The 22662-nt window shown below is 61.9% G+C and carries 19 protein-coding genes; 7 read left to right on the forward strand and 12 right to left on the reverse strand.

Annotated elements, in window-relative coordinates; translation table 11 throughout:
- Positions 1 to 2 precede the first annotated feature (2 nt).
- The 4 genes from M5B44_RS10325 to M5B44_RS10340 form a co-directional block, all read right to left on the reverse strand.
- Positions 3 to 1580 carry an aldehyde dehydrogenase (NADP(+)) gene (locus M5B44_RS10325; protein ID WP_248739098.1) on the reverse strand — a complete coding sequence of 526 codons (1578 nt, stop codon included), beginning with the start codon at positions 1578 to 1580 and terminating at the stop codon, positions 3 to 5.
- Between the two features lie 67 nt (positions 1581 to 1647).
- A complete protein-coding gene (locus M5B44_RS10330; RefSeq protein ID WP_248739099.1) occupies positions 1648 to 2595 on the reverse strand; it encodes a dihydrodipicolinate synthase family protein in 948 nt (315 codons plus the stop codon).
- A gap of 55 nt (positions 2596 to 2650) precedes the next feature.
- Positions 2651 to 3577, reverse strand: a complete 927-nt coding sequence (locus M5B44_RS10335; RefSeq protein ID WP_248739100.1) for a 4-hydroxyproline epimerase — start codon at positions 3575 to 3577, stop codon at positions 2651 to 2653.
- A 22-nt stretch (positions 3578 to 3599) separates the two neighbouring features.
- Positions 3600 to 5231 carry an APC family permease gene (locus tag M5B44_RS10340; RefSeq protein ID WP_134827150.1) on the reverse strand — a complete coding sequence of 544 codons (1632 nt, stop codon included), beginning with the start codon at positions 5229 to 5231 and terminating at the stop codon, positions 3600 to 3602.
- 235 nt (positions 5232 to 5466) lie between these two features.
- Here M5B44_RS10340 and M5B44_RS10345 point away from each other — a divergent pair, with 235 nt between their 5' ends.
- The 7 genes from M5B44_RS10345 to M5B44_RS10375 all read left to right on the forward strand — a co-directional run bounded on the left by M5B44_RS10345 (position 5467) and on the right by M5B44_RS10375 (position 12925).
- Positions 5467 to 6237 carry an AraC family transcriptional regulator gene (locus M5B44_RS10345; RefSeq protein WP_085733987.1) on the forward strand — a complete coding sequence of 257 codons (771 nt, stop codon included), beginning with the start codon at positions 5467 to 5469 and terminating at the stop codon, positions 6235 to 6237.
- Between the two features lie 64 nt (positions 6238 to 6301).
- On the forward strand, positions 6302 to 6571 hold the full coding sequence (locus M5B44_RS10350; protein WP_248739101.1) for a hypothetical protein: 270 nt from the start codon (positions 6302 to 6304) through the stop codon (positions 6569 to 6571).
- 180 nt (positions 6572 to 6751) lie between these two features.
- Complete coding sequence (locus M5B44_RS10355) at positions 6752 to 7807, forward strand: Rieske 2Fe-2S domain-containing protein (RefSeq protein WP_248739102.1); 1056 nt, start codon at positions 6752 to 6754, stop codon at positions 7805 to 7807.
- A gap of 37 nt (positions 7808 to 7844) precedes the next feature.
- Positions 7845 to 9200 carry an FAD-dependent oxidoreductase gene (locus M5B44_RS10360; protein ID WP_248739103.1) on the forward strand — a complete coding sequence of 452 codons (1356 nt, stop codon included), beginning with the start codon at positions 7845 to 7847 and terminating at the stop codon, positions 9198 to 9200.
- Positions 9201 to 9298: 98 nt separating this feature from the next.
- Positions 9299 to 10258, forward strand: a complete 960-nt coding sequence (locus M5B44_RS10365; protein ID WP_248739104.1) for a LysR family transcriptional regulator — start codon at positions 9299 to 9301, stop codon at positions 10256 to 10258.
- A 93-nt stretch (positions 10259 to 10351) separates the two neighbouring features.
- Complete coding sequence (locus tag M5B44_RS10370; protein ID WP_248739105.1) at positions 10352 to 12478, forward strand: TonB-dependent receptor family protein; 2127 nt, start codon at positions 10352 to 10354, stop codon at positions 12476 to 12478.
- A gap of 60 nt (positions 12479 to 12538) precedes the next feature.
- Positions 12539 to 12925 carry a DUF5376 domain-containing protein gene (locus tag M5B44_RS10375; RefSeq protein WP_248739106.1) on the forward strand — a complete coding sequence of 129 codons (387 nt, stop codon included), beginning with the start codon at positions 12539 to 12541 and terminating at the stop codon, positions 12923 to 12925.
- A 134-nt stretch (positions 12926 to 13059) separates the two neighbouring features.
- Here M5B44_RS10375 and M5B44_RS10380 read toward each other — a convergent pair whose 3' ends face one another.
- The 8 genes from M5B44_RS10380 to M5B44_RS10415 all read right to left on the reverse strand — a co-directional run bounded on the left by M5B44_RS10380 (position 13060) and on the right by M5B44_RS10415 (position 22649).
- Positions 13060 to 13815, reverse strand: a complete 756-nt coding sequence (locus M5B44_RS10380; RefSeq protein ID WP_248739107.1) for an ABC transporter ATP-binding protein — start codon at positions 13813 to 13815, stop codon at positions 13060 to 13062.
- Positions 13809 to 14870 carry a FecCD family ABC transporter permease gene (locus M5B44_RS10385; protein ID WP_192553379.1) on the reverse strand — a complete coding sequence of 354 codons (1062 nt, stop codon included), beginning with the start codon at positions 14868 to 14870 and terminating at the stop codon, positions 13809 to 13811. The genes M5B44_RS10380 and M5B44_RS10385 overlap by 7 nt, the downstream gene beginning before the upstream one ends.
- Complete coding sequence (locus M5B44_RS10390; protein WP_248739108.1) at positions 14867 to 16054, reverse strand: ABC transporter substrate-binding protein; 1188 nt, start codon at positions 16052 to 16054, stop codon at positions 14867 to 14869. Before M5B44_RS10390 ends, M5B44_RS10385 begins: the two co-directional genes overlap by 4 nt.
- A 64-nt stretch (positions 16055 to 16118) precedes the next feature.
- The gene (locus M5B44_RS10395; protein ID WP_248739109.1) at positions 16119 to 18533 is read right to left on the reverse strand and encodes a TonB-dependent receptor; all 2415 of its coding nucleotides are present in this window, start codon (positions 18531 to 18533) and stop codon (positions 16119 to 16121) included.
- Between the two features lie 94 nt (positions 18534 to 18627).
- Positions 18628 to 19605: a FecR domain-containing protein gene (locus tag M5B44_RS10400; protein WP_248739110.1), complete on the reverse strand. Its 978-nt coding sequence runs from the start codon at positions 19603 to 19605 to the stop codon at positions 18628 to 18630.
- Positions 19606 to 20121, reverse strand: a complete 516-nt coding sequence (locus tag M5B44_RS10405; protein ID WP_085708459.1) for a sigma-70 family RNA polymerase sigma factor — start codon at positions 20119 to 20121, stop codon at positions 19606 to 19608.
- A gap of 84 nt (positions 20122 to 20205) precedes the next feature.
- Positions 20206 to 21390 carry an aminotransferase class V-fold PLP-dependent enzyme gene (locus tag M5B44_RS10410; protein WP_248739111.1) on the reverse strand — a complete coding sequence of 395 codons (1185 nt, stop codon included), beginning with the start codon at positions 21388 to 21390 and terminating at the stop codon, positions 20206 to 20208.
- A gap of 14 nt (positions 21391 to 21404) precedes the next feature.
- Positions 21405 to 22649, reverse strand: coding sequence for an MFS transporter (locus tag M5B44_RS10415; protein WP_248739112.1), 1245 nt, complete (start codon positions 22647 to 22649; stop codon positions 21405 to 21407).
- Positions 22650 to 22662 lie beyond the last annotated feature (13 nt).

A 22662-nucleotide genomic window follows, 5' to 3' on the forward strand; every position in this document is an offset into this window, starting at 1 on the left:
ATTCAGGCTTCCCTCTGGCCATCGAGCAGGCGTCGCAGTGCCAGTGGATTGGCCTGTTTGAGTGCGGTGGGCAGCAATGCGTCGGGGAAATCCTGATAGCAGACCGGGCGCAGGAAACGCAGGATCGCCGCCGTGCCGACCGACGTGGTGCGCGGATCGGACGTGGCCGGGAACGGCCCGCCATGCACCATCGCGTCACAGACTTCCACACCGGTCGGCCAGCCGTTGACCAGCAGGCGCCCGGCCTTGCGTTCCAGTGTCGGCAGCAGTGAACGGACCTGATCCAGATCAGCGTCATCCAGATGCAACGTGGCGGTCAGTTGACCTTCCAGCCGTTCGAGCATCTGACGGATTTCATCGTGGTCGGCGCATTGCACGACCAACGACGCCGCGCCAAAGGCCTCGGCTTGCAGCGAATGATCGGCAAGAAAGTCCGCAGCATCGGCGACAAAGACATGGGCCTGACCCTGGTTCGGAGCTGTTCCTCTCTGGCCGACCGCTGCAAGGCGTGCGTGCGGATTTTCCGCCAGTGCATTCACGCTGGACTCGTAGGCATTGAAGATACCGGGCGTGAGCATGGTCTGGGCCGGGCTGCGCTGGATGAGTTCGGCGGCGGCGCCAATGAAGGTGTCCAGCGCCGGTCCCTTGAGGGCGATGACCAGGCCGGGATTGGTGCAGAACTGGCCGGCACCCAGCGTGAGCGAGGCAACAAAACCTTCGGCCAGCGCTTGCGAGCGATTGCGCAGCGCAGCGGGAAATAGCAGCACCGGGTTGATCGAGCTCATTTCCGCATACACCGGAATCGGTTCGGGGCGAGCCTGAGCCGCTTTGATCAACGCGAGCCCGCCGCTGCGCGAGCCAGTGAAACCGACGGCTTTGATGCGCGGATCGCTGACCAGCGCAATCCCGACTTCGCGCCCGGAACCGTACAGCAACGAGAAAACACCCTCAGGCAGATCGCAGGCCTTGACGGCCCGAGCCACGGCGCGGCCGACCAGTTCGCTGGTGCCGGGGTGGGCGCCGTGGGCCTTGACGATCACCGGGCAACCGGCGGCCAGTGCCGAAGCGGTATCGCCGCCGGCGACGGAGAAGGCGAGGGGGAAATTGCTCGCACCGAACACGGCCACCGGCCCCAGCGCAATCTGGCGCTGACGCAGATCCGAACGCGGCATTGGCTGACGTTGCGGTTGGGCGGAGTCGACGCGCACATCCAGCCATTCACCGGCTCGTACAGTGCGAGCGAACAATCGCAATTGTTGGCAGGTACGTCCACGTTCGCCCAGCAGACGAGGGCGCGGCAGGCCGGTTTCGGCCATGGCGCGGTCGATCAACTCATCGCCGAGGGCTTCGATCTCTTGGGCGATGGTTTCGATGAATTCGGCGCGTGCGTCCAGCGCGGTTTCGCGGTAGCGGTCGAACGCAGCCCAGGCCAGCGCGCAAGCCTGTTCGACGTGCTCGGCGGAGCCGCCAGCGTAAGCGGGCTCCAGCAGTGCGTCAGTGGCCGGGTTGATCCCCTGAATGACCTCGCGATTGCCCGAGAGGTTTTGCTGACCGATCAGCAGTTTGCCCGTAAGAGACATGGCATGTTCCTGAAAAGAAAGAAGGCCCGCCGCCGGTAATCACGGCGGGCTGAAACGAGGCTGCGGGTCAGGCGAAGTTCTGTTCCGCCGACCAGTTTTCGTACCAGTGACGGAACAGCGCGTACTGGGCTTCCGCGTAGCGACGCTGGGAGTCGCTGAGGGCGTCGGTCTCGTTGAAATGCAGGGTGTATTCCTTGTCGCCGTTAAGCACCATCAGGTGTTTGTAATACAGCACCAGATCCGTGCCTTCATCGAAGGACGACAGCACCGCCAGCGCGGATTCCAGCTCCCGTGCCTGGCGCCGGGCCTTGGCATCCCCCTTGGCTGCTTGCTTGCTCAGGGCCACCAGTTGCAGCACTTCGCGGGGCAGGGCGTTGCCGATGCCGGTGATCGCGCCGGTGGCGTTGCAGTTGACGAAGCCATGCACCACTTGAGTGTCGACACCGACCATCAGGGTCACGTCTTCGTCCTTGGAGGTGATGTTTTCAGCGGCGTAGCGCAGGTCGGCGCCACCGCCGAATTCCTTGAAGCCGATCAGGTTCGGGTACTCGTGGCGCAGTTCGAAGAACAGGTCGGCGCGGGTGGCGAAGCCGTAGTAAGGGCTGTTGTAGATCACTGCCGGCAGGTTCGGCGCGGCTTGCAGAATCGCGGAGAAGTGCGCCTTTTGCGCGGCGAGCGAAGCGCCACGGGACAGCACCCGAGGAATCACCATCAAACCCTGAGCGCCGACTTTGGCCGCATGGGCCGCGTGGGACACCGCTTCACGGGTGTTGATGGCGCCAGTACCGACGATGGTCGGAATCCCTGCCGCCACCAGCCGCGCCACGCCTTCCTGACGCTCGGCTTCGGTGAGCAGCGGCCAGTCGCCCATGGAGCCGCAATACACGACCGCGCTCATGCCGATATCGATCAACTCGCGACCCTTGGCCACCAACGCATCGAAGTCCGGTTTGCGTGCGGCGGTGCACGGGGTCATCAGGGCGGGCATGCAGCCGGTGAAGATGTTGTCGCTCATTATTGTTCTCCTTGGAACGGTCATTCAGAAGGGTTTGGAAAAGCAGCGCGGCGGCTCAGATGCCCCACGCGAAGGGATCGTCTTCGTCGATCAGCAGCGTGCTGTCGGCGGTCATGTAAGCGCGGCCGGTGATGAACGGGCGCACGCGTTCACCTTCCCGTTCGAAGCGGCCTTCGAACTGGCTGCCGGTGATGCTGGCCTGCACCCAGCGCTGGCCGGGCTGAAGTTTTTCGTCGGCGGCGAGGCAAGCGAGTTTGGCGCTGGTGCCGGTGCCGCACGGTGAGCGGTCGTAGGCTTTGCCGGGGCACATGACGAAGTTGCGGCTGTCGGCATGATCGTCATCGGCGAACAGTTCGACGTGGTCAATGATTGCGCCGTCCTCGCCATGGATGCCTTGGTCTTCGAGGGCCTTGAGCATTTTCCAGGTGAAGTCGGTCAGGGTTTCGACGTTGTCCATCGTCAACGTCTGGCCGTGCTCCGACACCAGGAAAAACCAGTTGCCGCCGTAGGCGATGTCGCCGAGGAAACGGCCGTATCCCGGCACCTCAACCGCTACTTGTTTGCGTAATCGATAAGCCGGTACGTTGCCGAGAGTCACGGCGCCGTCCTCATGCAACGTCGCGCTGACCGGACCGACCGGCGTGTCGATCTTGTGCATGCCCGGGGCGATCAGCCCCAGATGCTGCAAGGAGGCGATCAGGCCGATGGTGCCGTGGCCGCACATGCCCAGATAACCGGCGTTGTTGAAGAAAATCACCCCGCAGGTGGCGTCCGGCGACACCGGTTCGCAATACAGCGCGCCCACCAGCACATCGTTGCCGCGCGGTTCCAGCAGGCAGGCCTGGCGCCAGCGGTCGTGCTGGTTGCGCAGGGCATCGCGCTTTTCGGCCATGGTGTTGCCGGGAAGATCGGGGAAACCCTTCATCACCAGACGCGTGGGTTCACCGCCGGTGTGCGAATCAATGACGTGTACGCGTTTCATGTTCGTGTCCCTTCAAGAGGTTTCAATAAGCGCCGGCAGCGCGCGGGTTGGCAGCGGAGGCCGGGGACGTCGAAGCGACTTCGCTTTCATCCTCTTCGGACTCCAGACGCAGCAGGTGCGACGGCACACCGGTGGCGGCGCCCCAGTAGTAGATGCCGGTGGCGAAAGCGGCGACGACCAGCGTGTCGAAAGGGTGGGCGAGGATGCCGAGGCCACCGAAAGTGCCGAGTTTCGACAGGACGATGGTCACGGCGTAGAAGGCGATCAGCCACGCGGATGAGCGCACTTGATGGGCGAGGCTCAGGTGGCGGGTCGGTACGAAACGACCACACAGCAAGTACACGACAAACATCAGGATTTGCAGGCCGAGCAGCCAGGAGACGGTGTCCCACCCGGACCAGTAGACGATCAGCGCGGCGATGATGAACGACACCGGCCCCAGCACGCCCATGCACTTGACCCGGAACGGGCGCGGCATGTCGGGTGCATTGCGACGCAGCGCGGCGACGGTCACGGGCGCCACGGCGTAGCTCAACACCAGTGCGGCGGACACCACGTTAATCAGCGCTTCCCAGGACGGGAACGGCAGGGTCCAGAACACCGACAGTGCGAAGGTCAACCACAGCGCCGGGCGCGGGATGCCGGACTTCTCATCGATGCGGGTGAACACCTTGAAGAAGGTACCGGTCTGCGCCCAGCCGTAGATCACGCGAGGCGTGGCGTTCATGTAGATGTTGCCGCAGCCGCTGGGCGAGATCACCGCGTCTGCGACCACCAGATAAGCCAGCCAACCTACGCCGAGCGCGAGGGCGATGTCGCGATACGGCAGGGCGAACTCCTTGGAAACCCCGGCCCAGCCATTGGCGAGCAATTCGGTAGGGATGCCGCCGAGGAAAGCCGTTTGCAACAGCACGTAGATCGCGGTGGACAGCAGCACCGACAGGATCAGTGCAATCGGAATGGTGCGCTGCGGATTTTTCACTTCGCTGGCCACCGAAATGATCGGGGTCAGGCCGAGGTAGGCGAAGATCACGCCGCCGGCGGAAACCGCCATCTCGATGCCCGAGAGCCCGAAAGGGGCGAAACCCTGAACCTGAAAGTTCTCCGGTTTGAAGAAGGTGAACAGCACACCGATCACCAGCAGCGGCACGATGAACTTGAACACGCTCACCAGATTGTTGGCCTTGGCGAAGGTTTTCACGCTGCGGTAGTTGAGCAGGAAGAACACGCAGAGCAGACCGAACTGCACCAGCCAGCCCAGCACCGTCGGATCACCGCTGCCGGCCTTGGTCAGGCCGGGAAACCACGCCGCCGCGTATTGGCGCGAGGCAACCACTTCGATCGCCACCAGACTGGAGAACGCGATCAGTGTGATGAACCCCATCAGGTACCCGAGCAGCGGCCCGTGGCTGTAGACCGGATAGCGAACCACACCGCCGGCCCGGGGCAGCGCGGCGCCCAGCTCGCAGTAGACGATGCCCAGCAGCAACACGGCGAAACCGCCCAGCAGCCAGGAAAAAATCCCCGCCGGCCCGGCAATCGCGGAAACGTGACTGGCCGCGAACAGCCAACCCGAACCGAAGATCGCTCCGAGCCCGATAAACGTGAGGTCGATCAATGAAAGCTGTTTTTTGAACTTGCCTTGGCCTGACATGGCGTCGCCTTCTTGTGAGTTATTGGATAGGCAGGTGTATGTCACTGGGACGGGCCAACATTGAACTCATCGGTGGTCGGGCGATTGATGTTTTGCGCAAGCCTGGATGACGAAATCAGCACAATTGCGCTGAACGACGGCAGGCCTCGACAGGCCGTAAGCGTTGCTGCACTCTGCACGCGAACGCCGTATGGCGGGCCGTTGGCCGATCCACCCGCGAAGGAAGACACCGACGATGCAGAACGCATTTGCGCGCCTGTGCGAGGGCGATGAGCACAATCGCCCCCAGACCCTCGAAGCCCTGGTGGCAGGCGTTGCCGCGCTGTTGCCGATGCTCGACGTGATCCCGAATGCGGTGATTTTCATCAAGGATCCGGACGCGCGTTACGTCCTGGCCAACCGCACACTGGTGCAGCGCTGCGGGTTGAAAGACCTGAAACCCTTGCTCGGTAAAACCAGCGCGCAGGTATTCCCGGCGCAACTGGGACCGGGCTATACCGAGCAGGATCGCCGGGTGCTGGAAGAGGGATGGGTGCTGGAGGATCAACTGGAATTGCATCTGTACGGCAGTCGCGAACCGGGCTGGTGCCTGACCCACAAGCGACCGTTGTACAACCGCGATGGTGCGATCATCGGTCTGGCGGGGATTTCGGTGGATCTGCAATCGGCCAGCGAGACGCATCCGGCGTTCGAACGTCTGGCCGCCGTCGACGAGCACATTCGCACGCATTTCAATCGGCGGGTGACGCTGGGCGAGCTGACCCGGATCGCCGGTATTTCCGTGGCGCAGCTGGAGCGCTACTGCAAACGCGTGTTCCACCTGACGCCCCGGCAGATGATCCAGAAAGTACGGCTGGAACATGCCCATCGCTTGTTGCACACCGACCTGCCGATCACCGAAGTCGCCCTGCAGTGCGGCTACACCGACCACAGCGCCTTCACTCGCCAGTTCAAGGCCTCGACCGGGTTCACGCCGCGTCAATACCGGCAGGCGACGGAGCAATGAACGGTTCTCGGGTCATTGCGGATAAACTGAGTCCGTCAGTCCCAAGTTGCGCAGGTAAAACGAGATGAACCGGATACAGATACGCCATTGCGCGTATTTTCTTTGCGCGATCATGCTGACGTTGACGACAGGCTGCTCCAGCAAGGCTCGCTATGCGACCGTGGGTGATCGCTGCTATGCCAAAGCGGTGCCGACAATGGGCGAGGGTGGCCTGGCCTGGGGACAGACCCTGGGCCAGGCACAGAAAAAATCCATGGATAACTGCATGCGCTACGCAAGCCGCTCCGGCGGTACTCCCGGTACTTGCCAGGTGGTGTTGGCCAAGTGCAAGTGAATACCCAGTCATACCGGTATATCTGATTTCACATAAGCAACATGTTCTTCACGACATGGGCGAGGCCGGCGCGAATCTCTAGCATGGATTTCGCACTCGTCGTCCGCAGGCCAACAACACATCCAACAGCCTGCGGATGCGCACCCCTTCGGTGCCTTTTCCACGTCAAGGAGAACACTCATGTCCACGGCCGCAATAGCCTGTCAGTCCGTTACCTGGAACCCGATCACCAAGAGCAGCACCTTCACCGCACAAGACCGCGAGACGCTCAGCAAGCACTGGCACCCCGTGGCCTTCTCGGCAGACGTGACCGACAAACCCTATGCCGTCACGCTGCTGGATGAGCCGGTCGTACTTTATCGGGCCGGCGGCAAACTCAACGCCGCCCGGGACATTTGCAGTCATCGCGGCGCGCCACTGAGCAAAGGTTGGGTGAAGGGCGAAAACATCATCTGCCCGTATCACGGCCTGCACTTCGGCACCGATGGTCGCTGCACGCGTATTCCGTCGGAACCCAATGCCAACCTCACCGAACGCCATCGCATCCAGATGTACTCGACCCGTGAAGACTTCGGGCTGATCTGGGTGCTGATGTCGGGAACGAATGCGCCGTTCGCTGAAATGCCGTCCTGGGCCGATGACAGCTTTCAGCGCATCCTGCCGCCGTCCATCGACATCGCGGCTTCTGCCGGCCGGCAGGTGGAAGGTTTTATCGATGTCGCGCACTTTGCTTGGATTCACCACGAGGCTTTCGCCGAGCGCGACAACCCGGTGGTGCCGACTTACAAGGCCGAGGTCACGCCGTACGGGGTTCACGCCGAGTACATCAGCAACGTCAGCAATTTCCCCAAGAGCCTGCAGCATCGCGCGCCGGAAGGTTTTCTCTGGAACCGCACCTTCGATGTCTTCGCACCGTTCACTGCGCGCCTGACCGTCAACTTCCCCGAGCCCGAACACCGCTTGGTGATTCTGAACGCAGCCAGCCCGATCTCGGCGCGCAAGACCCGCATGTTCTGCGCCATCACCCGCAACTTCGACAAGGAGATGCCGCTGGAAGACGTCTACGCGTTCAACCAGCAGGTCTTCGAAGAAGATCGCGACATCGTCGAACTGTGCCGGCCGGAAGACTTGCCGCTGGATCTGTCGCTGGAAATCCACATTCCTGCCGACCGTTCCTCCACTGCCTACCGTCGCGCCTTGAGTGCGCTCGGCCTGGGGCGCGCTTTCACCAGCTGATTCAACCGCTGCGTATCGATTGACTGGAGGATCGACCATGTTCAAGTGGGAATGTCTTGTGTGCGGCTTCATTTACGACGAAGCCGTGGGAATGCCTGAGCACGATATCCCGGCCGGGACTCGCTGGGAGGACGTGCCGGAGAGCTGGTATTGCCCGGAGTGCGGGGTAGGGAAGGCTGACTTTCAGATGATTCAGGTTGGGCAGAGTGCAGAGCCGAACTCCGTGCCGGAGCAATCCGACCCGGTGATCATTCTGGGTTCGGGGTTGGCCGGCTACACCGTGGCGCGCGAGCTGCGCAAGCTGGAAAGCGACACGCCAATCCTGATCGTCACCCGCGACGGCGGCGAGTTTTACTCGAAACCGGCGCTGTCCAATGCCTTCCAGACCGGGCGCCTGCCGGAGCAACTGGTGACCTTCAGCGCAGAGCAGATGGCGGCGCAACTGCAAGCGCAGATCAAGACGCGTACGTCGATTGAACGGATCGACACCGATGCCCGATCGATCTACATCGACGGCCAGCTTCTTCGCTACCGCGCGCTGGTGCTGGCGCTCGGGGCGGATGCGCGTCGCCCCGCGCTGCAGGGTGACGGGGTGGGCGCCATCATCACGGTGAACGACCTGGAAGATTACCGACGCCTGCGTCAGCAGATCAGCGCTGATAGCCGGATCGCCATTCTGGGCGGCGGGCTAATCGGCTGCGAGTTCGCCAATGACTTGCGACATGCCGGTCATGAAGTGTGGGTTGTCGACCGGGCCTCTTGGCCGTTGAGTCGCCTGCTGCCTGCGGAGGCCGGAGAGGAAATGGCCAATGCGCTGGCGTCGATTGGCGTACGCCTGGAGCTTGGCGATGCGCCCGTTGCGGTGAACCGAGCCGGTCAGGGGTATGCATTGCAACTGGCCGATGGCCGTGTGCTGGAGGCGGATTATGTGTTGAGTGCCATTGGCCTGGAACCTCGCGTCGATCTGGCCAGGGCGGCGGGTATTCGGGTTGCCGGCGGTATTGTCACTGACGCTTTTCTGCGTGCCAGTGCCGATAACGTTTACGCCTTGGGCGATTGCGCGCAAGTCCATGACCTGGTGCTGCCCTATGTGATGCCGATCATGTTGCAGGCCCGGGCGCTGGCTCAAACCCTGGCGGGTCAGCCGACGCCGGTCGCCTATCCCGCCATGCCGGTGACGATCAAAACCAGTGTCTTGCCGACCATCGTGGCGTCGCCGATGAGCCCCGAGGGAGAGTGGTCGACCGAGTGGGCGGGGCGTTGTGACAAAGGCATTGCTCACGTGAAATCCATTTACCTGGATCAACAGAGCCAGATGCAGGGATTTGTCCTGATGGGTGGTGCGGTCCATGAAAAAGCCGAGCTTCTGAAAAGGTTGCCGGACTGGCGATAGCACTGCACGTGAACCCTCGCATGGACGCGAAAATGAATAGCGCTATATCATCTGGTATATAGCGCTATATCAATCTGTCCACCGGATAAGAGGTTGCTGTGTCCAACGCTTTGCCCAACTGCGATGTCCAGCTGATTCGCACGCTCTACACGCTGCTGACGGAGTGCAGCGTGTCGCGCACGGCCGAGCTGCTCGGGCAGACCCAGCCGGCAATCAGTGTCGCGTTGCGCCGATTACGCGAGCTCACCGGAGATCAACTGCTGGTGCGCAGCGGCAGCCGGATGGTGCTGACCGCGCACGGCCTCACCTTGATCGAGCCCGTTTCGCAGGCGTTGAACGGTATCGAGCAGATTCTGCATCCGGTCGACCTGTTCGATCCCGCCACCACCCGACAGACCTTTCGCATCAGCACGCCGGATTACCTGAGTGTGTTTTTCGTGCCGGCTATCATCGAGCGCTTTTATGCGCAGGCGCCGTTCGCCACGCTGGAGCTCAAGCACCTGCAGGCCGAGGGCGGCTATTCCCGTGGACTGGAGGACGGTTTTCTGGATCTGGTGATCGGCAACTGGCGAACGCCGGCCGAGCATCTTCATCTGCAACCCCTGTGCGACGATGATCTGGTTTGTCTGATGCGCGAGGAGCATCCGATTCCGCAAGGTGGGTTGACCCCGGAGGCTTACGCGGAAGCGGACCACCTGGCGGTGATGACACACAATGCGTCCGGGCAGGGCACGATTGGCGCCGAACTGGCAAAAAGCGGCCTGGTCCGGCGCGTCAAAACGACCTTGCCGTACTTCTGTATTGCGCCTTACGTGCTGGTCAAATCGAACCTGGTGTTCACCACCACACGTTCGTTTGCCAAGCACTACACCGAATTGCTGCCGCTGCGGATCGAGCCGTTTCCGGTGCCTGCGCAGCCCTTGCGCTACTACCAGCTGTGGCATGCGCGCAAACATCGTTCGCAAGCTTCGAAGTGGCTGCGCAGCGTGGTGCTGGCCGCAGCCAAGGCGATTGGCCCCGAGCCTTTGATGCCGATCAGTCAGGATCGCGGGTTCTAGTCTCGACAAAAAACAAAATCGCCATGTGTTTACTTCGTTCATTCATACGTCGCAGTTCTCACTGCCCGTAACTGTCTGTCTGGAGTTCTCTCGATGCCCTCGCTCAAAACACTGCCCGCCGCATTGCTGGGGCTGGCCCTTGCCTGTCCGGTCGAAGCCGAGTCTCAGGGCATGGAGTTGGGGCAGGTATTGATCGGGGCTGAAGATCAGAGTGGCGAACACCTTTCGCTGGAGGAGGCCAAGGCCCGGTTGGCACAGGTACCCGGCGGCACCAATGTGGTCGATATGCGCGCTCCGTTGCAGGGGCGGGTGGCGAGCAATCAGGATGTGCTGGCGTATCAGCCGGGCGTATATGCCCAGTCGGCGGGTAATGAAGGGGTGAAAATCTCGATTCGTGGCTCGGGCATCAATCGGGCTCCCGGCGCTCACGCGTCGGGGCTGTACACGATGCTCGACGGTCTGCCGCTGACCGGTCCCGGCGGTACGCCCTACGAGTTGCTGGAGCCACTGTGGCTTGACCATGTGGAAGTGCTGCGCGGTGCAAACGGTTTCGACCGCGGTGCGCTGGCCCTCGGTGGCGCCGTCGATTACGTCAGTCACACCGGCTACGACGCGCCTCGATTGAATGTGCGCTACGTCATGGGCAGCCACGGCTATGCGCAACGGCAAGTCAGCTCGGGCCAGGTGCTGGGCGATTTCGATTACTACCTGTCGATGACCGATGCACATTCCGACGGTTATCAGGATCACACCGCCAGCAAGAGCCAGGGTGTGATCGCCAACTTCGGTTATCGCTTCAATCCGAACCTGGAAACCCGTTTCTACATCCGTCACCGCGAGACCGACAACGACCTCGCCGGGCGGGTGACCAAGCATTCCATCGAACACGATCCACGCGCAGCCAACCCGGCCTACGTGACCCGCAACGACAGCCGCGATCAGCCCGGCAGCACCTTCATCGGCAACAAGACCACGTATTACATAGACGACGACTCGAGCATCCAGACCGGTCTGGTTTATCACGACTACCCGATGGACCTGCGTGAAGGCCCCAACCGTTTAAAGGTCGCGTACACCGATGTCAGCGGCACGTTCGACTACAAGCGCCGCGATACGCTTTGGGGGCTCGAAAGCCGCAGCACCGTTGGCCTGCGGGTGACCAAGCACCTGCCCAACGACGGCGCCACTGAGTTGGTTCGGATCCCCACCGGCAACACCGCCGGTTATGCGCCGGGCACGCGCATGCGCAACTTCACTTATCAAGGCTCGGACACCGTTCTGCACTTTGGCAATGATCTGGAGATCGCCAACGACCTGTGGCTGACCACGGGCCTTGCCGCGATCTACACTCGCCGCGAGAGTGCCGTGACTTATCCTGAAGGTGGCGGCAAGACCAGCCTTGGCGACTGGGATTACGCGCCACGCCTGGGCCTGCGGTATCAGGTGACGCCGGACCTGCAACTGTTCGGCAACCTCAGTCGCTCGGTCGAAGCGCCGCATCCGTGGTCATTGATCTACAGCTCCAACGTACGGTTTCCGGCCGGTAGCGGCGCGGCCACCGGCACCCAGCGTGATCCGGTCAAACTGCAGAACCAGACCGCAACCACGCTGGAACTCGGCGGCCGTGGCGACAGCGCGCTCGGCGAATGGAGCCTCGCGTGGTATTACGCCCAAGTGCGCCACGAATTGCTTTCGGTGTTGCCGGACGCCAACGCCACAACACCCTACGAGTTAAACGCCAGCCCGACTGTGCACCAAGGCATCGAAGCCAGCCTGAACAGCAACCTGTGGTCAGCCAACGACGGCGGCAAGTTGAGCCTGCGTCAGGCCTACACCTTCAGCGACTTCCATTATCGCGACGACGATCGCTTCGGCGACAACCGCTTGCCGGGCCTGCCGATGCATTACTACCAGGGCGAACTGCGCTACGACTTCCCGCAGGGTTTCTTCGCCGCAGTCAATACGCAACTGGTGTCGAAAGTCGCGGTGGATTACGCCAACAGCTACTACGCCGACCCTTACGCCACCTTCGGCGCGACCCTGGGTTACAACGCACCCAAGGGCGACTGGCAGACCTGGCTGGACATGCGCAACCTGACCGACAAGCACTACGCCGCTACCGTTACGCCGGGCTACGACGACAAAGGGCTGGACGCCGCACGCTCGACGCCGGGCGAGGGGATGGCGATGTATGTCGGGGTGTCGTGGAGTCTGCTCTGAGGCTGGTGCTTGAGTGTCAAACCCTGTCGATCAGTTATCTCTGGTGCATGGATCCAAAAAATGAAATTGCGATTCTCGTGGGAAGAAGCATTCGACGACTTGTTTCCGCACTGCAGTTCAAACGTCGTGAAGGACGATGGTGGGAGCCCTTTGTCTTGCATCCTGACCGATGATGGGGGCTGCGGGCACATACACTCGCTGGAGTGGATAGACGTGGGTTTGGCGCGGATCAAATCGGTGAAGGAGTCAAAGGTCGAATTCGATCGCTGGGGTCGTGAAGATTGGGGGGCAGAGTTTTCAAAGGACTGCGTAAAAATCTATTTCCTGATGGAAGACGATTATTGTGAATTTCTAAGTCTGGAAGCCTTTGAAAAAGCCTTGATGGCATGGCGGGATTTTATTGTGTTGCCACCCGATAAAGAGGCGACACGAGAGCTGGAAATTTGAGCCTGGCCGGCGATCAGGAGAGCGCCCAGTCCATCCGGCAATTGCGTATCAAAACTGGTTTCGCTTGCCTGAGGTTTTGACCCGTCACCCACCAGCTTCGGCATCCCTGCCTTTGCGATCTGACGGGGCAACCCTCAAACAATGTCATCGATCAGAATATGGCGCTGCCCGCGACTGCATTGCTCGATCCGCGCCTCGACCTTGTAGACCGTGCGTAGCATCGGCTCGGTGATGACTTCATGGCTGGGCCCGCTGCCATGGGCCGTGCCGCCGGCAATCACCAGCACCTGATCGGCAAAACGCAGCGCCTGGTTCAGGTCGTGGATGGCGATGAACACGATCACCTCGCGGCGGCGCGCCAGGGCTTTCATGAAGTTCAGCACCTGAACCTGCCGGTGCATGTCGAGTGCGCTGGTGGGTTCGTCCATCAGCAGGATTTCCGGCTCGCGCACCAGGGTCTGGGCGATTGACACCAACTGTTGTTGACCACCGCTCAGTTCACCGAGGTTGCGAAACGACAGTCCGGTGATCCCGAGCGCATCGAGAATCTCGTCCACCAATTGCAATTCATCGTCGTGAACCGACCAGTTGGGCGTCAGTTGCTTGCGCGCCAGCAGCACCGATTCGTACACCGTCAGCCGCGCGCTGGCGTTCAGGCCCTGGGGCATGTAACTGATGCCTTGCGTGCCTTTTTTCGAGCCTTCCAGAATCACTTCGCCCGGCCCGTCGATCAGCCCGGCCATGCGCTTGAACAATGTCGATTTGCCCGCCGCATTCGGCCCGACCACCGCCACGACCTGGCCGCCGGTAAACGTCGCGGTGCTGACACCGGAAATGATCTCGCGCTGGCCGTAACCGGCCCCGAGGTTGTCGAGCCGCAGCTTCACCATGAGTTTTTCTTCCCGTTGAGAATCAGAGAAATGAAGAACGGCACGCCGATCAGCGACGTGACCACGCCGATGGGGAATATCGCCCCCGGGATCAGCGTCTTGCTGACCACCGAACTGGCGGACAGGATCAGCGCACCGGTCAACAACGAGGCCGGCAGGAAAAACCGCTGGTCCTCGCCGATCAGCATTCGTGCGATGTGCGGCCCGACCAGCCCGATAAAGCCGATGGTGCCGACAAACGCCACCGGAAACGACGCGAGCAGGCTGACCATGATCAACGTCTGAAAACGCAGGCTGCGCACGTTGATGCCGAAGCTGGCAGCCTTGTCATCGCCCAGGCGCAGGGCCGTCATCGCCCATGCGCGCTTGGCGAAGATCGGCAGGGTGATGAGGATCACCACGCAGATCACCCCGAGCTTGGGCCAGGTGGCTTTGGTCAGGCTGCCCATGGTCCAGAACACCACGGCCGCCACGGCTTGTTCGGTGGCGAAGAACTGCACCAGCGCCAGCAGCGCATTGAAGGTAAAGACGAGGGCGATGCCGAGCAGCACGATGGTTTCGGCGGTGACGCCACGACGCATGCTCATGAAGTGGATCAGCAGCGCCGAGAGCATCGCCATGATGAATGCGTTGAGCGGCACCATGTATTGCGCTGCCAGCGGAAACAGTGCCACGCCGAAGGCCAGCCCCAGCGCCGCGCCGAAACCGGCCGCCGCAGAAATGCCGAGGGTGAAAGGGCTGGCGAGCGGGTTGTTGAGGATGGTCTGCATCTGCGCCCCGGCCAGCGAAAGCGCCGCGCCGACAGCGACCGCCATCAGCGCCACCGGCAGACGGATGTCCCACATCACCACCCGAACCTGGGCCGAAGCTGTATCCGGCGAGAACAGCGCTTCGAGCACTTCACCAAGGCTGTATTTTGCCGGGCCGAGGGCCAGGTCGAGCAGGACGCTGAAGATCAGCAGCACGGCCAGCCCAAGCAGGATCAGCCGCTTACGCAGCACCAGCCGCCGGTAGGTGACGCTTTGCACGATCGGTGCTTCGCCCAGCGAACTCATGGTCTGGCCTCGGTTTTTTGCAGACTGACGAAATAGCCCGGCTCATACGGCACCGGCAGGAATTTCTCGTGCAACTCGCGAAACGCGGCATCCGGATCAAGATCGGCGAACAGTTCCGGGTGGAACCATTTGGCCAATTGCTGAATGGCCACGAACTGGTAAGGGCTGTTGTAGAACTGATGCCAGATCGCATGAAACGCCTGAGTGTGCTGCGCCTTGATCCCGGCGTAGGCCGGGCGCTGGGTGTACCACGCCAGTTTGCGTCGGGCTTCGGTCAGGTTCGCGCCCGGGCCGACGCCGACCCAATGGCCGCCCGGTGCAAAGGCTTCCCAGTCGGCGCTGGTGACCACCACGTGGTCGGGATTGGCGACGATCACTTGTTCAGGGTTCAGTTGCCCGAACGTACTCGGAATGATCCGGCGGGCAATGTTGTTGCCGCCAGCCATGTCGACGAACAGGCCGAAGTTCTCGTTGCCGAAACTCAGGCAACAATCATCGGTGTAGCCGCCAATGCGTTCGATGAACACGCTGGGACGGGCAGGGTGGTGCTTCTCGATCACGTCGGTGACGCGATGGATCTGCTGGTTACGAAAATCGATGAAGGCCTCGGCACGTTCTTCCTTGCCGAACAACTTGCCGAACAGGCGCATGGTCGGCTCGGTGTTCTGCATGGGGTTGTTGCGAAAGTCGACATACACCACCGGGATCCCCAGTGCGTCGAGTTTCTCGATGTAGCGTGCATCCTCGGTCGCGTGCTGGGCTTCGATGTTGAGAATAATCACGTCAGGCTTTTGGGAAATCGCCTGCTCGATGTCGAAGGTGCCGCTCTCGAAGCCACCGAAGGTCGGGATTTTTGCGATGTCGGGGAATTTGCGCAGGTAGGCGTTGTAGGTGTCCGGGTCGGACTGGATCAGGTCCTTGCGCCAGCCGACGATGCGTTCGATGGGGTTCTGCGTGTCCAGCGCGGCCACCAGATACAACTGGCGACCTTCACCCAGAATGACCCGGCGCACCGGCAGGTGAACCTTGACCGTGCGGCCCTGCAAATCGGTCACGGTGCCCAGCGCCGGATCCGGTTCTGCAGCCTGTGCGCTGCCTGGCATCAGGGAGGAAATCGACAAACCCAGCAGCCCGGCGAACAACAGGGCGGCGAAGGTCTGGCGGCGGCGAAAAACATTAACCATGGTGTATGCCTTTGCAAAAGCCGGATCGGACCACAACGCCAGGCGCCGCACCGGGCCGGACGTTTCAGAAATCGACAGTGGCCGAGAGCAACAAGGTCCGAGGCGCGCCTTGAGAGAACGCGCCATAGGAGGCGACGCCCGACCAGTATTCGCGGTCGAACACGTTCTGCACGGTGGCCCGGAAGGTGGTCGGCCGTTCGGCGATGCGCGTGGCGTAGCGCGCACCGACGTCGAAGCGGGTCCAGTCATCCAGTTTTTGCGTGTTGGCCTGATCGACGTACTGGCTGCCGGTGTAGATGGCGCCGCTGGTCAGCGTCAGGCCTTCTACTTGCGGGATGTCCCATTCAGCCCAGAGGTTGGCCTGCACCTCTGGCACGCCCACGGGCTTGTTGCCGCGATTGGCGGCAACGCTGGTTCGGGTCAGCTCTCCGTCGAGCAGCGTCACGCCACCGAGCAGGCGAGTGCCCGGGGAGACTTCGCCCGCCATGTTCAGCTCCACCCCGCGATTGCGTTGCTCGCCCTGGACCGAAAACACGCCCGAGGCCAGTTCACCGCTGGGTTTCTGTAACTGGAACAGCGCCAGGGTGGACATGAAGCTGCCGTAGTCGAGCTTGACCCCAAGCTCCTGCTGCCGGGAAACGTAGGGAGAAAAGATCTCGCCGGCATTCGAAGCGGCGGAAGGCGCGATGTCACCCTTGCTCAGGCCCTCGACGTAGTTGTAGTAGAACGCGACGTGATCCCAGGGTTTGACCACAACCCCGTACAGCGGCGTGGATCTGCTCTTGTCGTAGGAGGTGGTGACGAAGCCGGCCGCGTTGTAGTTGTCCGACTTGATGTTCTGCTGGCGCAACCCGACCGTGACTTGCACGCGTTCGTCGAGTACCGACAGGGTGTCGGCAAGGGCCACGCCCGACAGTTCGCTTTGCGAGACTTTGGGTGTATCGGGTTTGGCGATTGCAGGTTTCGGGCGGTCGATCGGGTGGTAGATGTTCGACAGGATCGCCGGGCCGGAAATGATGCCCCGCGCCAGCTCATCGCGATAGCGGGTGACTTGCAGGGCGGTGCTGTGGCTGACCGGCCCGGTGTCGAAACGCAGGCGTGCCCCGGCGTCGACGGTGTAGCGCTGGACTTCGAATTTGTAATAGCCGGGGATCGAAGAGGTGTCGCCCGCGCCGTTGACGATGGTCGGCGTCTGGTCGGACATGCGTGCGACGTCCGATCGACCGCCACCGGCGTGGGCGAACAGCGTCAGGTTGTCGTTGAGGTCATATTCGCCACCAAGCAACGCCGATTTGTCCCGGGTATCCGACCAGCCCCATTCCTGACTGACGCTGGTGCGTCCGTTGGCCGCCGAAGGAATGTCCACGCCGGAGGCGATCAGGAATGGTCGGGAAGCGGCGTCGAATGATTCTTTCTGGTTGATCAGGTCCAGAGTGGTGCGCAGACGCTCGCCCTGATAGTCGAGGGAAATCGCGCCGATGCCGACTTCTCTCGATTGCTTGTCGATGGCGGTTTCGCCTTGCTGGATGCTGCCGTTGATCCTCACTCCGAACCGCCGTTCTTCACCGAAGCGGCGGCTGATGTCGAGGTGGCTGCCCACTTGTGTGTTCAAGGCGTAATTGGCGGTGAAGCGGGTCAGGTCTTCGTCCAGCGAACGTTTGGGCACCACGTTGATCACGCCGCCGACGCCACTGTTGGGCGACATGCCGTAGAGCAGGGCGGCGGGGCCTTTGACCAGTTCGATGCGTTCGGCGTATTCGGTGAACACCCGGTAGTTGGAGGCCACGCCGTACACGCCGTCGAACGCCAGTTCACCGAGGTTGCCTTCACCGACGGGAAAACCACGGATGAAAAACGAATCGACAATGCCGCCGGCCTGTCCCGTGGAGCGCACCGAAGAGTCGCGCTCCAGCAAGTCTCCGACCGTGACTGCCTGCTGGTCCTTGATCAGCGTCGAGGTGTAGCTGCTGACGCTGAACGGGGCGTCCATCGCATCGCGGTTGCCCAGAATACCGAGGCGTCCGCCCCGAGCGGCCTGACCGCCCGGCAGCACCGATGGCAGGCTGTCAGTGCGCTGGTCGACGCCTTCGACCGTGGTGTCCGACAACGTGACCCGGCGCACCACCAGCGTCCAGGTGCCGTCGCTGCGGGCGACCATTTCCAGCCCGCTGCCTTCCAGCAGCCGGGACACCGCTTCCTGAATCGAGTAGCTGCCGGATAATCCCGGGCTGACAAGCCCTTCGGTGATCGACGGCTGAAACGACAGGGCAATCCCGGCGTCGACGGCAAAACTCGACAGCGTCACGCCAAGCGGCCCCGGAGCGATGTTGTAGGCTCGAACGGTGACCGCGTCCAGTTGCGCCGGCTCGGCAGCCAGCGCGAACGCACCGCCGGCCAGGCCCAGTACGACGCTGAGCAGCACACTGCGTATAACGGGCTTTAGCAGACGATCCGGAAGCAAGGGTCGTGCAACGAGCATGAAGGGATGACCCTATGGACGAGGTGGAATGGTTGTTCCTTTCATTGCCAGCCGAGATCAAAAAAAGTATCACCTGTGCGGTGATTTTTTTTGCTCAGGCGGGTGAGAGCGTCACCCAGTAACCGCTCAAGTGTCCGGAGACGTGCACGGGATAGGTCTGCGCCAGCATGTTCAGCGAGCGCTGGGTATCGCTGATGGGAAAGGCTCCGGAAATGCGCAAGTCGGCAATGGCCGGGTCACAGCGAACGAAACCCCGGCGATAGCGCGCCAGTTCGACGACAAAATCCGCGAGGCGCATCTTGTCGGCCATCAGCATGCCCTGGGCCCAGGCGCCGACGTTGCGGTCGGTCGGGTTCACTGAGCCAAAGGCCTGTGATGAAAAGTCGGTGCGTTGCCCGGCGTTGACGATGATCGGTGTGCGCTGAGGGTTGTCGGCCAATTCGACCTGCACGGCGCCTTCGAGTACCGCGAGTTGGGTACGCGGCTGCCATTCACGAACGGTGAAGCGGGTGCCCAGCGCCTGCATCCGGCCCTGGCGGGTGCTGACCAGAAAAGGTCGAGGCTGCGCGGCGTTGTCCGCTGCGGTCTGCACGAGGATTTCACCTTCGCGCAGATTGATGAGGCGCTGCCGGGTGTCGAACAGAACGTCGATGGCCGTGTCGGTGTTCAGGGTGATGTGCGAGCCGTCGGCCAGGGTCAGTTCGCGGCGCTGGCCCACGGCGGTGTGGTAATCGGCGGACCATTGCTGCGATTGCGCCAGTTTCCAGCTGCCCCAACCGGCGGGCACCGCTGCCAGCAGCAAGGCCAGTTTGCCGAGGGCTGTGCGGCGCTCCGGGTTGCTCGGGCGATCCAGCGCCGACATCGCCAGCGCCGGTGGCAGGCCGCCGAACTTGCTTTGCAGCAATTGCGCGCGGGACCACGCCCGGTTGCGTTCGGGGCTGCTGACTTTCCAGTATTCCCATTCCGCACGCTCGGTTTCACTGAGGTCGTTTTCGCTCAGGCGCATCAGCCACTCGGCGGCTTCCTCGAGGATTTTCGGATCGAGCGGCGGTTCATTGCGACGCGTGAGCATTCATTCCACCAGCATCAGGCACTGCACGAAAGCCTGTTTCATGTAGCGCTTGACGGTGATCAGCGAGACGTCCAGCTGCTCGGCGATGTCGGCGTATTTCAAGCCGCCGATCTGCGACAGCAGGAACGCGCGTTTGACCAGTGGCGGGAGGGTGTCGAGCATGGCGTCGATTTCGTGCAGGGTTTCCAGCACCACGAAGCGCAGCTCGGGCGAGGGCACTTCCGGCGCAGGCAAATGCGCGAGGGCATCGAGGTAGGCGCGCTCCAGTGCCTTGCGCTGATACCAGTTGATGAGGATGCCCTTGGCCACGCAGCTCAGGTAAGCCCGGGGTTGTTCGATGGCCGTGACCTGGGAGGCGAGGATCCGGGTGAAGGTATCCTGCGCCAGATCCGCCGCATCCATGGCGTTACCCAGTTTTTTCTTCAGCGTGTTGTACAGCCAGCCGTGATGGCCGCTGTACAGCGCTTCGATCACGCGCAGATGGTTGTCGTTGTTCGCGGGAAGGGTTTCGCTCATGGCTGCAGTGTTTTGCAATTGAGAAGTATTCCCAATGCTAGTGTACAAAGAGCCCGCGACGCAAGCGCGAATCGGCATCCGTTTTCAGGCGCAGGGCATTCTCATCAACGCCTCTACCATGGCATCGATTTCGGCCTCGGTGTTGTAGGCGTGCAGCGATGCGCGGCTGACTTCAAGCAGGTCCCGCTGCTGCATGTCGAGCATCGTCGAGCGAAAGGTCGAGGTGGTGACGTTGATACGCTTTTCCTGGCCGGCCAACCATTCCTTGACGTGCGCCGCGCTGGCGTTCTGGCAGGTGAAGGTGACGATGCCCGACTTGATTGCACCCATGTCCTGCGGCGTAATTCCCGGCACGTCGGCCAGGCGATTGCGCAGGTGCGCCGACAATCGTTGAATGCGTTGCCACATGGGTTCGATGCCTTGCGTCAGGGCGTAACGGGCCGCCGCTCCCATGCCCAGTTTCGCGGCAACGTTGCATTCCCAGTTTTCGAAGCGCCGGGCATCGCCGCGAATTTTGAAGGTGTCCAAGGTCAGCAATGAAGCCGCGTGCAGGTCGAGAAATGCCGGCTCAAGGTTCTCGCACAAGGTTTTTTCGACATAGAGAAACCCCATGCCCCGAGGTCCGCGAAGGTATTTGCGGCTGGTGGCTGCGAGCATATGGCAGCCGATTTTCTGCACATCGATCGGCATCTGCCCGACACCCTGACAGGCATCCAGCAGAAACAGAACCCCGGCCGCGCGGGCGAGGGCGCCGATCTGTTCGATGGGCTGCACCGGGCCGCCATTGGTGGCGATCACCGGCAGCGACACCAGGGCAACCCGATCATCGCCGAGCATGTCCCGCAGCGCCGGCAATGACACCTGGCCCTGCTCGTCGTTGGGAATGACCCTGATCTCGATCCCGCGCTGCTGCTTGAGTTGCAGGTAGGGAATGTAGTTGCCGGCGTATTCGGTGGTCGATGTCAGCACCACATCGCCGGGCCGCAACGGTAATGAATAGAAAGCCATGTCCCAGGCGCGGGTCGCATTCTCGATCACCGCGATTTCTTCGGGACGGGCGTTGATCAGTCGGCCGATGTCTTCGTAGACATTTTCCACTTCAACGGATTGCTGCCCGGCTGCCTCGTACCCACCGATCCGGACTTCAAGTTGCAGATGACGGGTCATCACCTCGATCACCGGATCGGGCATCAGCGCCGCACCGGCATTGTTGAAGTGAATCAGTTGCTCGACGCCCGGTGTGTCGGCGCGCAGTTGTTCAATGTTCAAAGCAAACTCCTTGATCAGTCGCCCGGCGGGATCTGGCTCGGTTGCATGACCATGGGCCGATAGCGCAACGCAACGATGGGAATCAGCGCGAGGATGTAGGCGAGGCAGACAAACAGGTAGGTGTACTGCAAACCATAGACCTGGCTGAGTAGCCCGCCGGCCGAGATGCCGGCGATGGACGCAAATTGCGCAGTGCTTTGGGCAATGCCCAGCACGTAGCCCTGGCGTGAGCTGTCGGCAGTCTTGGAGATCAGCGCCATCAGCACCGGCGTCGTGGCGCCCAGCAATACGCCCCAGATGAAGTAGGCGCCGACGAACACGATCGGATTACGCGTGATGCCGGCCAGTGCCGTGAGCGCAATGCAGCCGATCACGACATAGGTGATGCGTTGCAGAGTGTCCTGCTGACTGCGGTGCTCGAAGTATCGCGACCATGCGGTTGCCGACAGAATGAAGCCCAGCGCCAGCAAGCCATAACACAGCCCGACCACCGAATTGCTGACCTCGAACACCGAGCTGACATACAGCGAGAACGACGTCTGCGGCAGCATCCGCGCCAGCAGCAAAATGCCCATGACACCGAGCAGCGACAGCAGCGGCGTACCTTGCCAGACACTGGTGCTGTGACTGCTCGGCGTCACGGTATCCGCAACCGGGACCTTCTTCACCGGCGGCACGTCCGGCAGCGTGACGGCCGCCACCACGGTGCAAATGGCGCAGAGCACCGCCGCGATCATGTTGATCCAGAAGAACGTCGCATAATCGAGGATCAACCCACCGACCACTGCGCCAAGCAGAGAGCCGACGTTGGTGGAAATCTGCAGGATCGCGAACAGCCGCGCCCGCCGCGAAGGCGCTTCGATGCTCACGCCGTACGCCTGGGCCGGGGCGATGTAGCCGGCGAAGGCGCCTTGCAGGAAGCGCAGGATCAGGATCACCCAGATGTCACTGCACAGGGCCAGCCCAAGCTGGGTCAATGACAGGCCGGCGAGGGCGCGGATCATCATCAACTTGTGGCCGTAGCGGTCGCCGATACGGCCCCAGAATGCACTGGTCAGAATAATGCCCAGCATCGGTCCGACGTACACGGCGATGCTGGCGAAGCTGAAGAGCGAGTCTGACGAGGTCAGCCCACGCAGGTGGACGGGCCAGAACGGCCCGCTCATTTCCATCGCACCCATCGAAATGAGCTGGATCGCGAACAGAAGATAAATCAGGACTCTTACGCGCGAACCCGCGATGGCACCTGCATGGGTCATGGGTCAGCCTCGG

Source organism: Pseudomonas sp. MWU12-2029, from assembly GCF_023242425.1.
Taxonomy (GTDB): domain Bacteria; phylum Pseudomonadota; class Gammaproteobacteria; order Pseudomonadales; family Pseudomonadaceae; genus Aquipseudomonas; species Aquipseudomonas kribbensis.

Coding starts and splice junctions, on each gene's coding strand:
- M5B44_RS10325 (WP_248739098.1), bottom strand. CDS start 1,580: ATGTCTCTTACGGGCAAACTGCTGATCGGTCAGCAAAACCTCTCGGGC.
- M5B44_RS10330 (WP_248739099.1), bottom strand. CDS start 2,595: ATGAGCGACAACATCTTCACCGGCTGCATGCCCGCCCTGATGACCCCG.
- M5B44_RS10335 (WP_248739100.1), bottom strand. CDS start 3,577: ATGAAACGCGTACACGTCATTGATTCGCACACCGGCGGTGAACCCACG.
- M5B44_RS10340 (WP_134827150.1), bottom strand. CDS start 5,231: ATGTCAGGCCAAGGCAAGTTCAAAAAACAGCTTTCATTGATCGACCTC.
- M5B44_RS10345 (WP_085733987.1), top strand. CDS start 5,467: ATGCAGAACGCATTTGCGCGCCTGTGCGAGGGCGATGAGCACAATCGC.
- M5B44_RS10350 (WP_248739101.1), top strand. CDS start 6,302: ATGAACCGGATACAGATACGCCATTGCGCGTATTTTCTTTGCGCGATC.
- M5B44_RS10355 (WP_248739102.1), top strand. CDS start 6,752: ATGTCCACGGCCGCAATAGCCTGTCAGTCCGTTACCTGGAACCCGATC.
- M5B44_RS10360 (WP_248739103.1), top strand. CDS start 7,845: ATGTTCAAGTGGGAATGTCTTGTGTGCGGCTTCATTTACGACGAAGCC.
- M5B44_RS10370 (WP_248739105.1), top strand. CDS start 10,352: ATGCCCTCGCTCAAAACACTGCCCGCCGCATTGCTGGGGCTGGCCCTT.
- M5B44_RS10375 (WP_248739106.1), top strand. CDS start 12,539: ATGAAATTGCGATTCTCGTGGGAAGAAGCATTCGACGACTTGTTTCCG.
- M5B44_RS10380 (WP_248739107.1), bottom strand. CDS start 13,815: ATGGTGAAGCTGCGGCTCGACAACCTCGGGGCCGGTTACGGCCAGCGC.
- M5B44_RS10385 (WP_192553379.1), bottom strand. CDS start 14,870: ATGAGTTCGCTGGGCGAAGCACCGATCGTGCAAAGCGTCACCTACCGG.
- M5B44_RS10390 (WP_248739108.1), bottom strand. CDS start 16,054: ATGGTTAATGTTTTTCGCCGCCGCCAGACCTTCGCCGCCCTGTTGTTC.
- M5B44_RS10395 (WP_248739109.1), bottom strand. CDS start 18,533: ATGCTCGTTGCACGACCCTTGCTTCCGGATCGTCTGCTAAAGCCCGTT.
- M5B44_RS10400 (WP_248739110.1), bottom strand. CDS start 19,605: ATGCTCACGCGTCGCAATGAACCGCCGCTCGATCCGAAAATCCTCGAG.
- M5B44_RS10405 (WP_085708459.1), bottom strand. CDS start 20,121: ATGAGCGAAACCCTTCCCGCGAACAACGACAACCATCTGCGCGTGATC.
- M5B44_RS10415 (WP_248739112.1), bottom strand. CDS start 22,649: ATGACCCATGCAGGTGCCATCGCGGGTTCGCGCGTAAGAGTCCTGATT.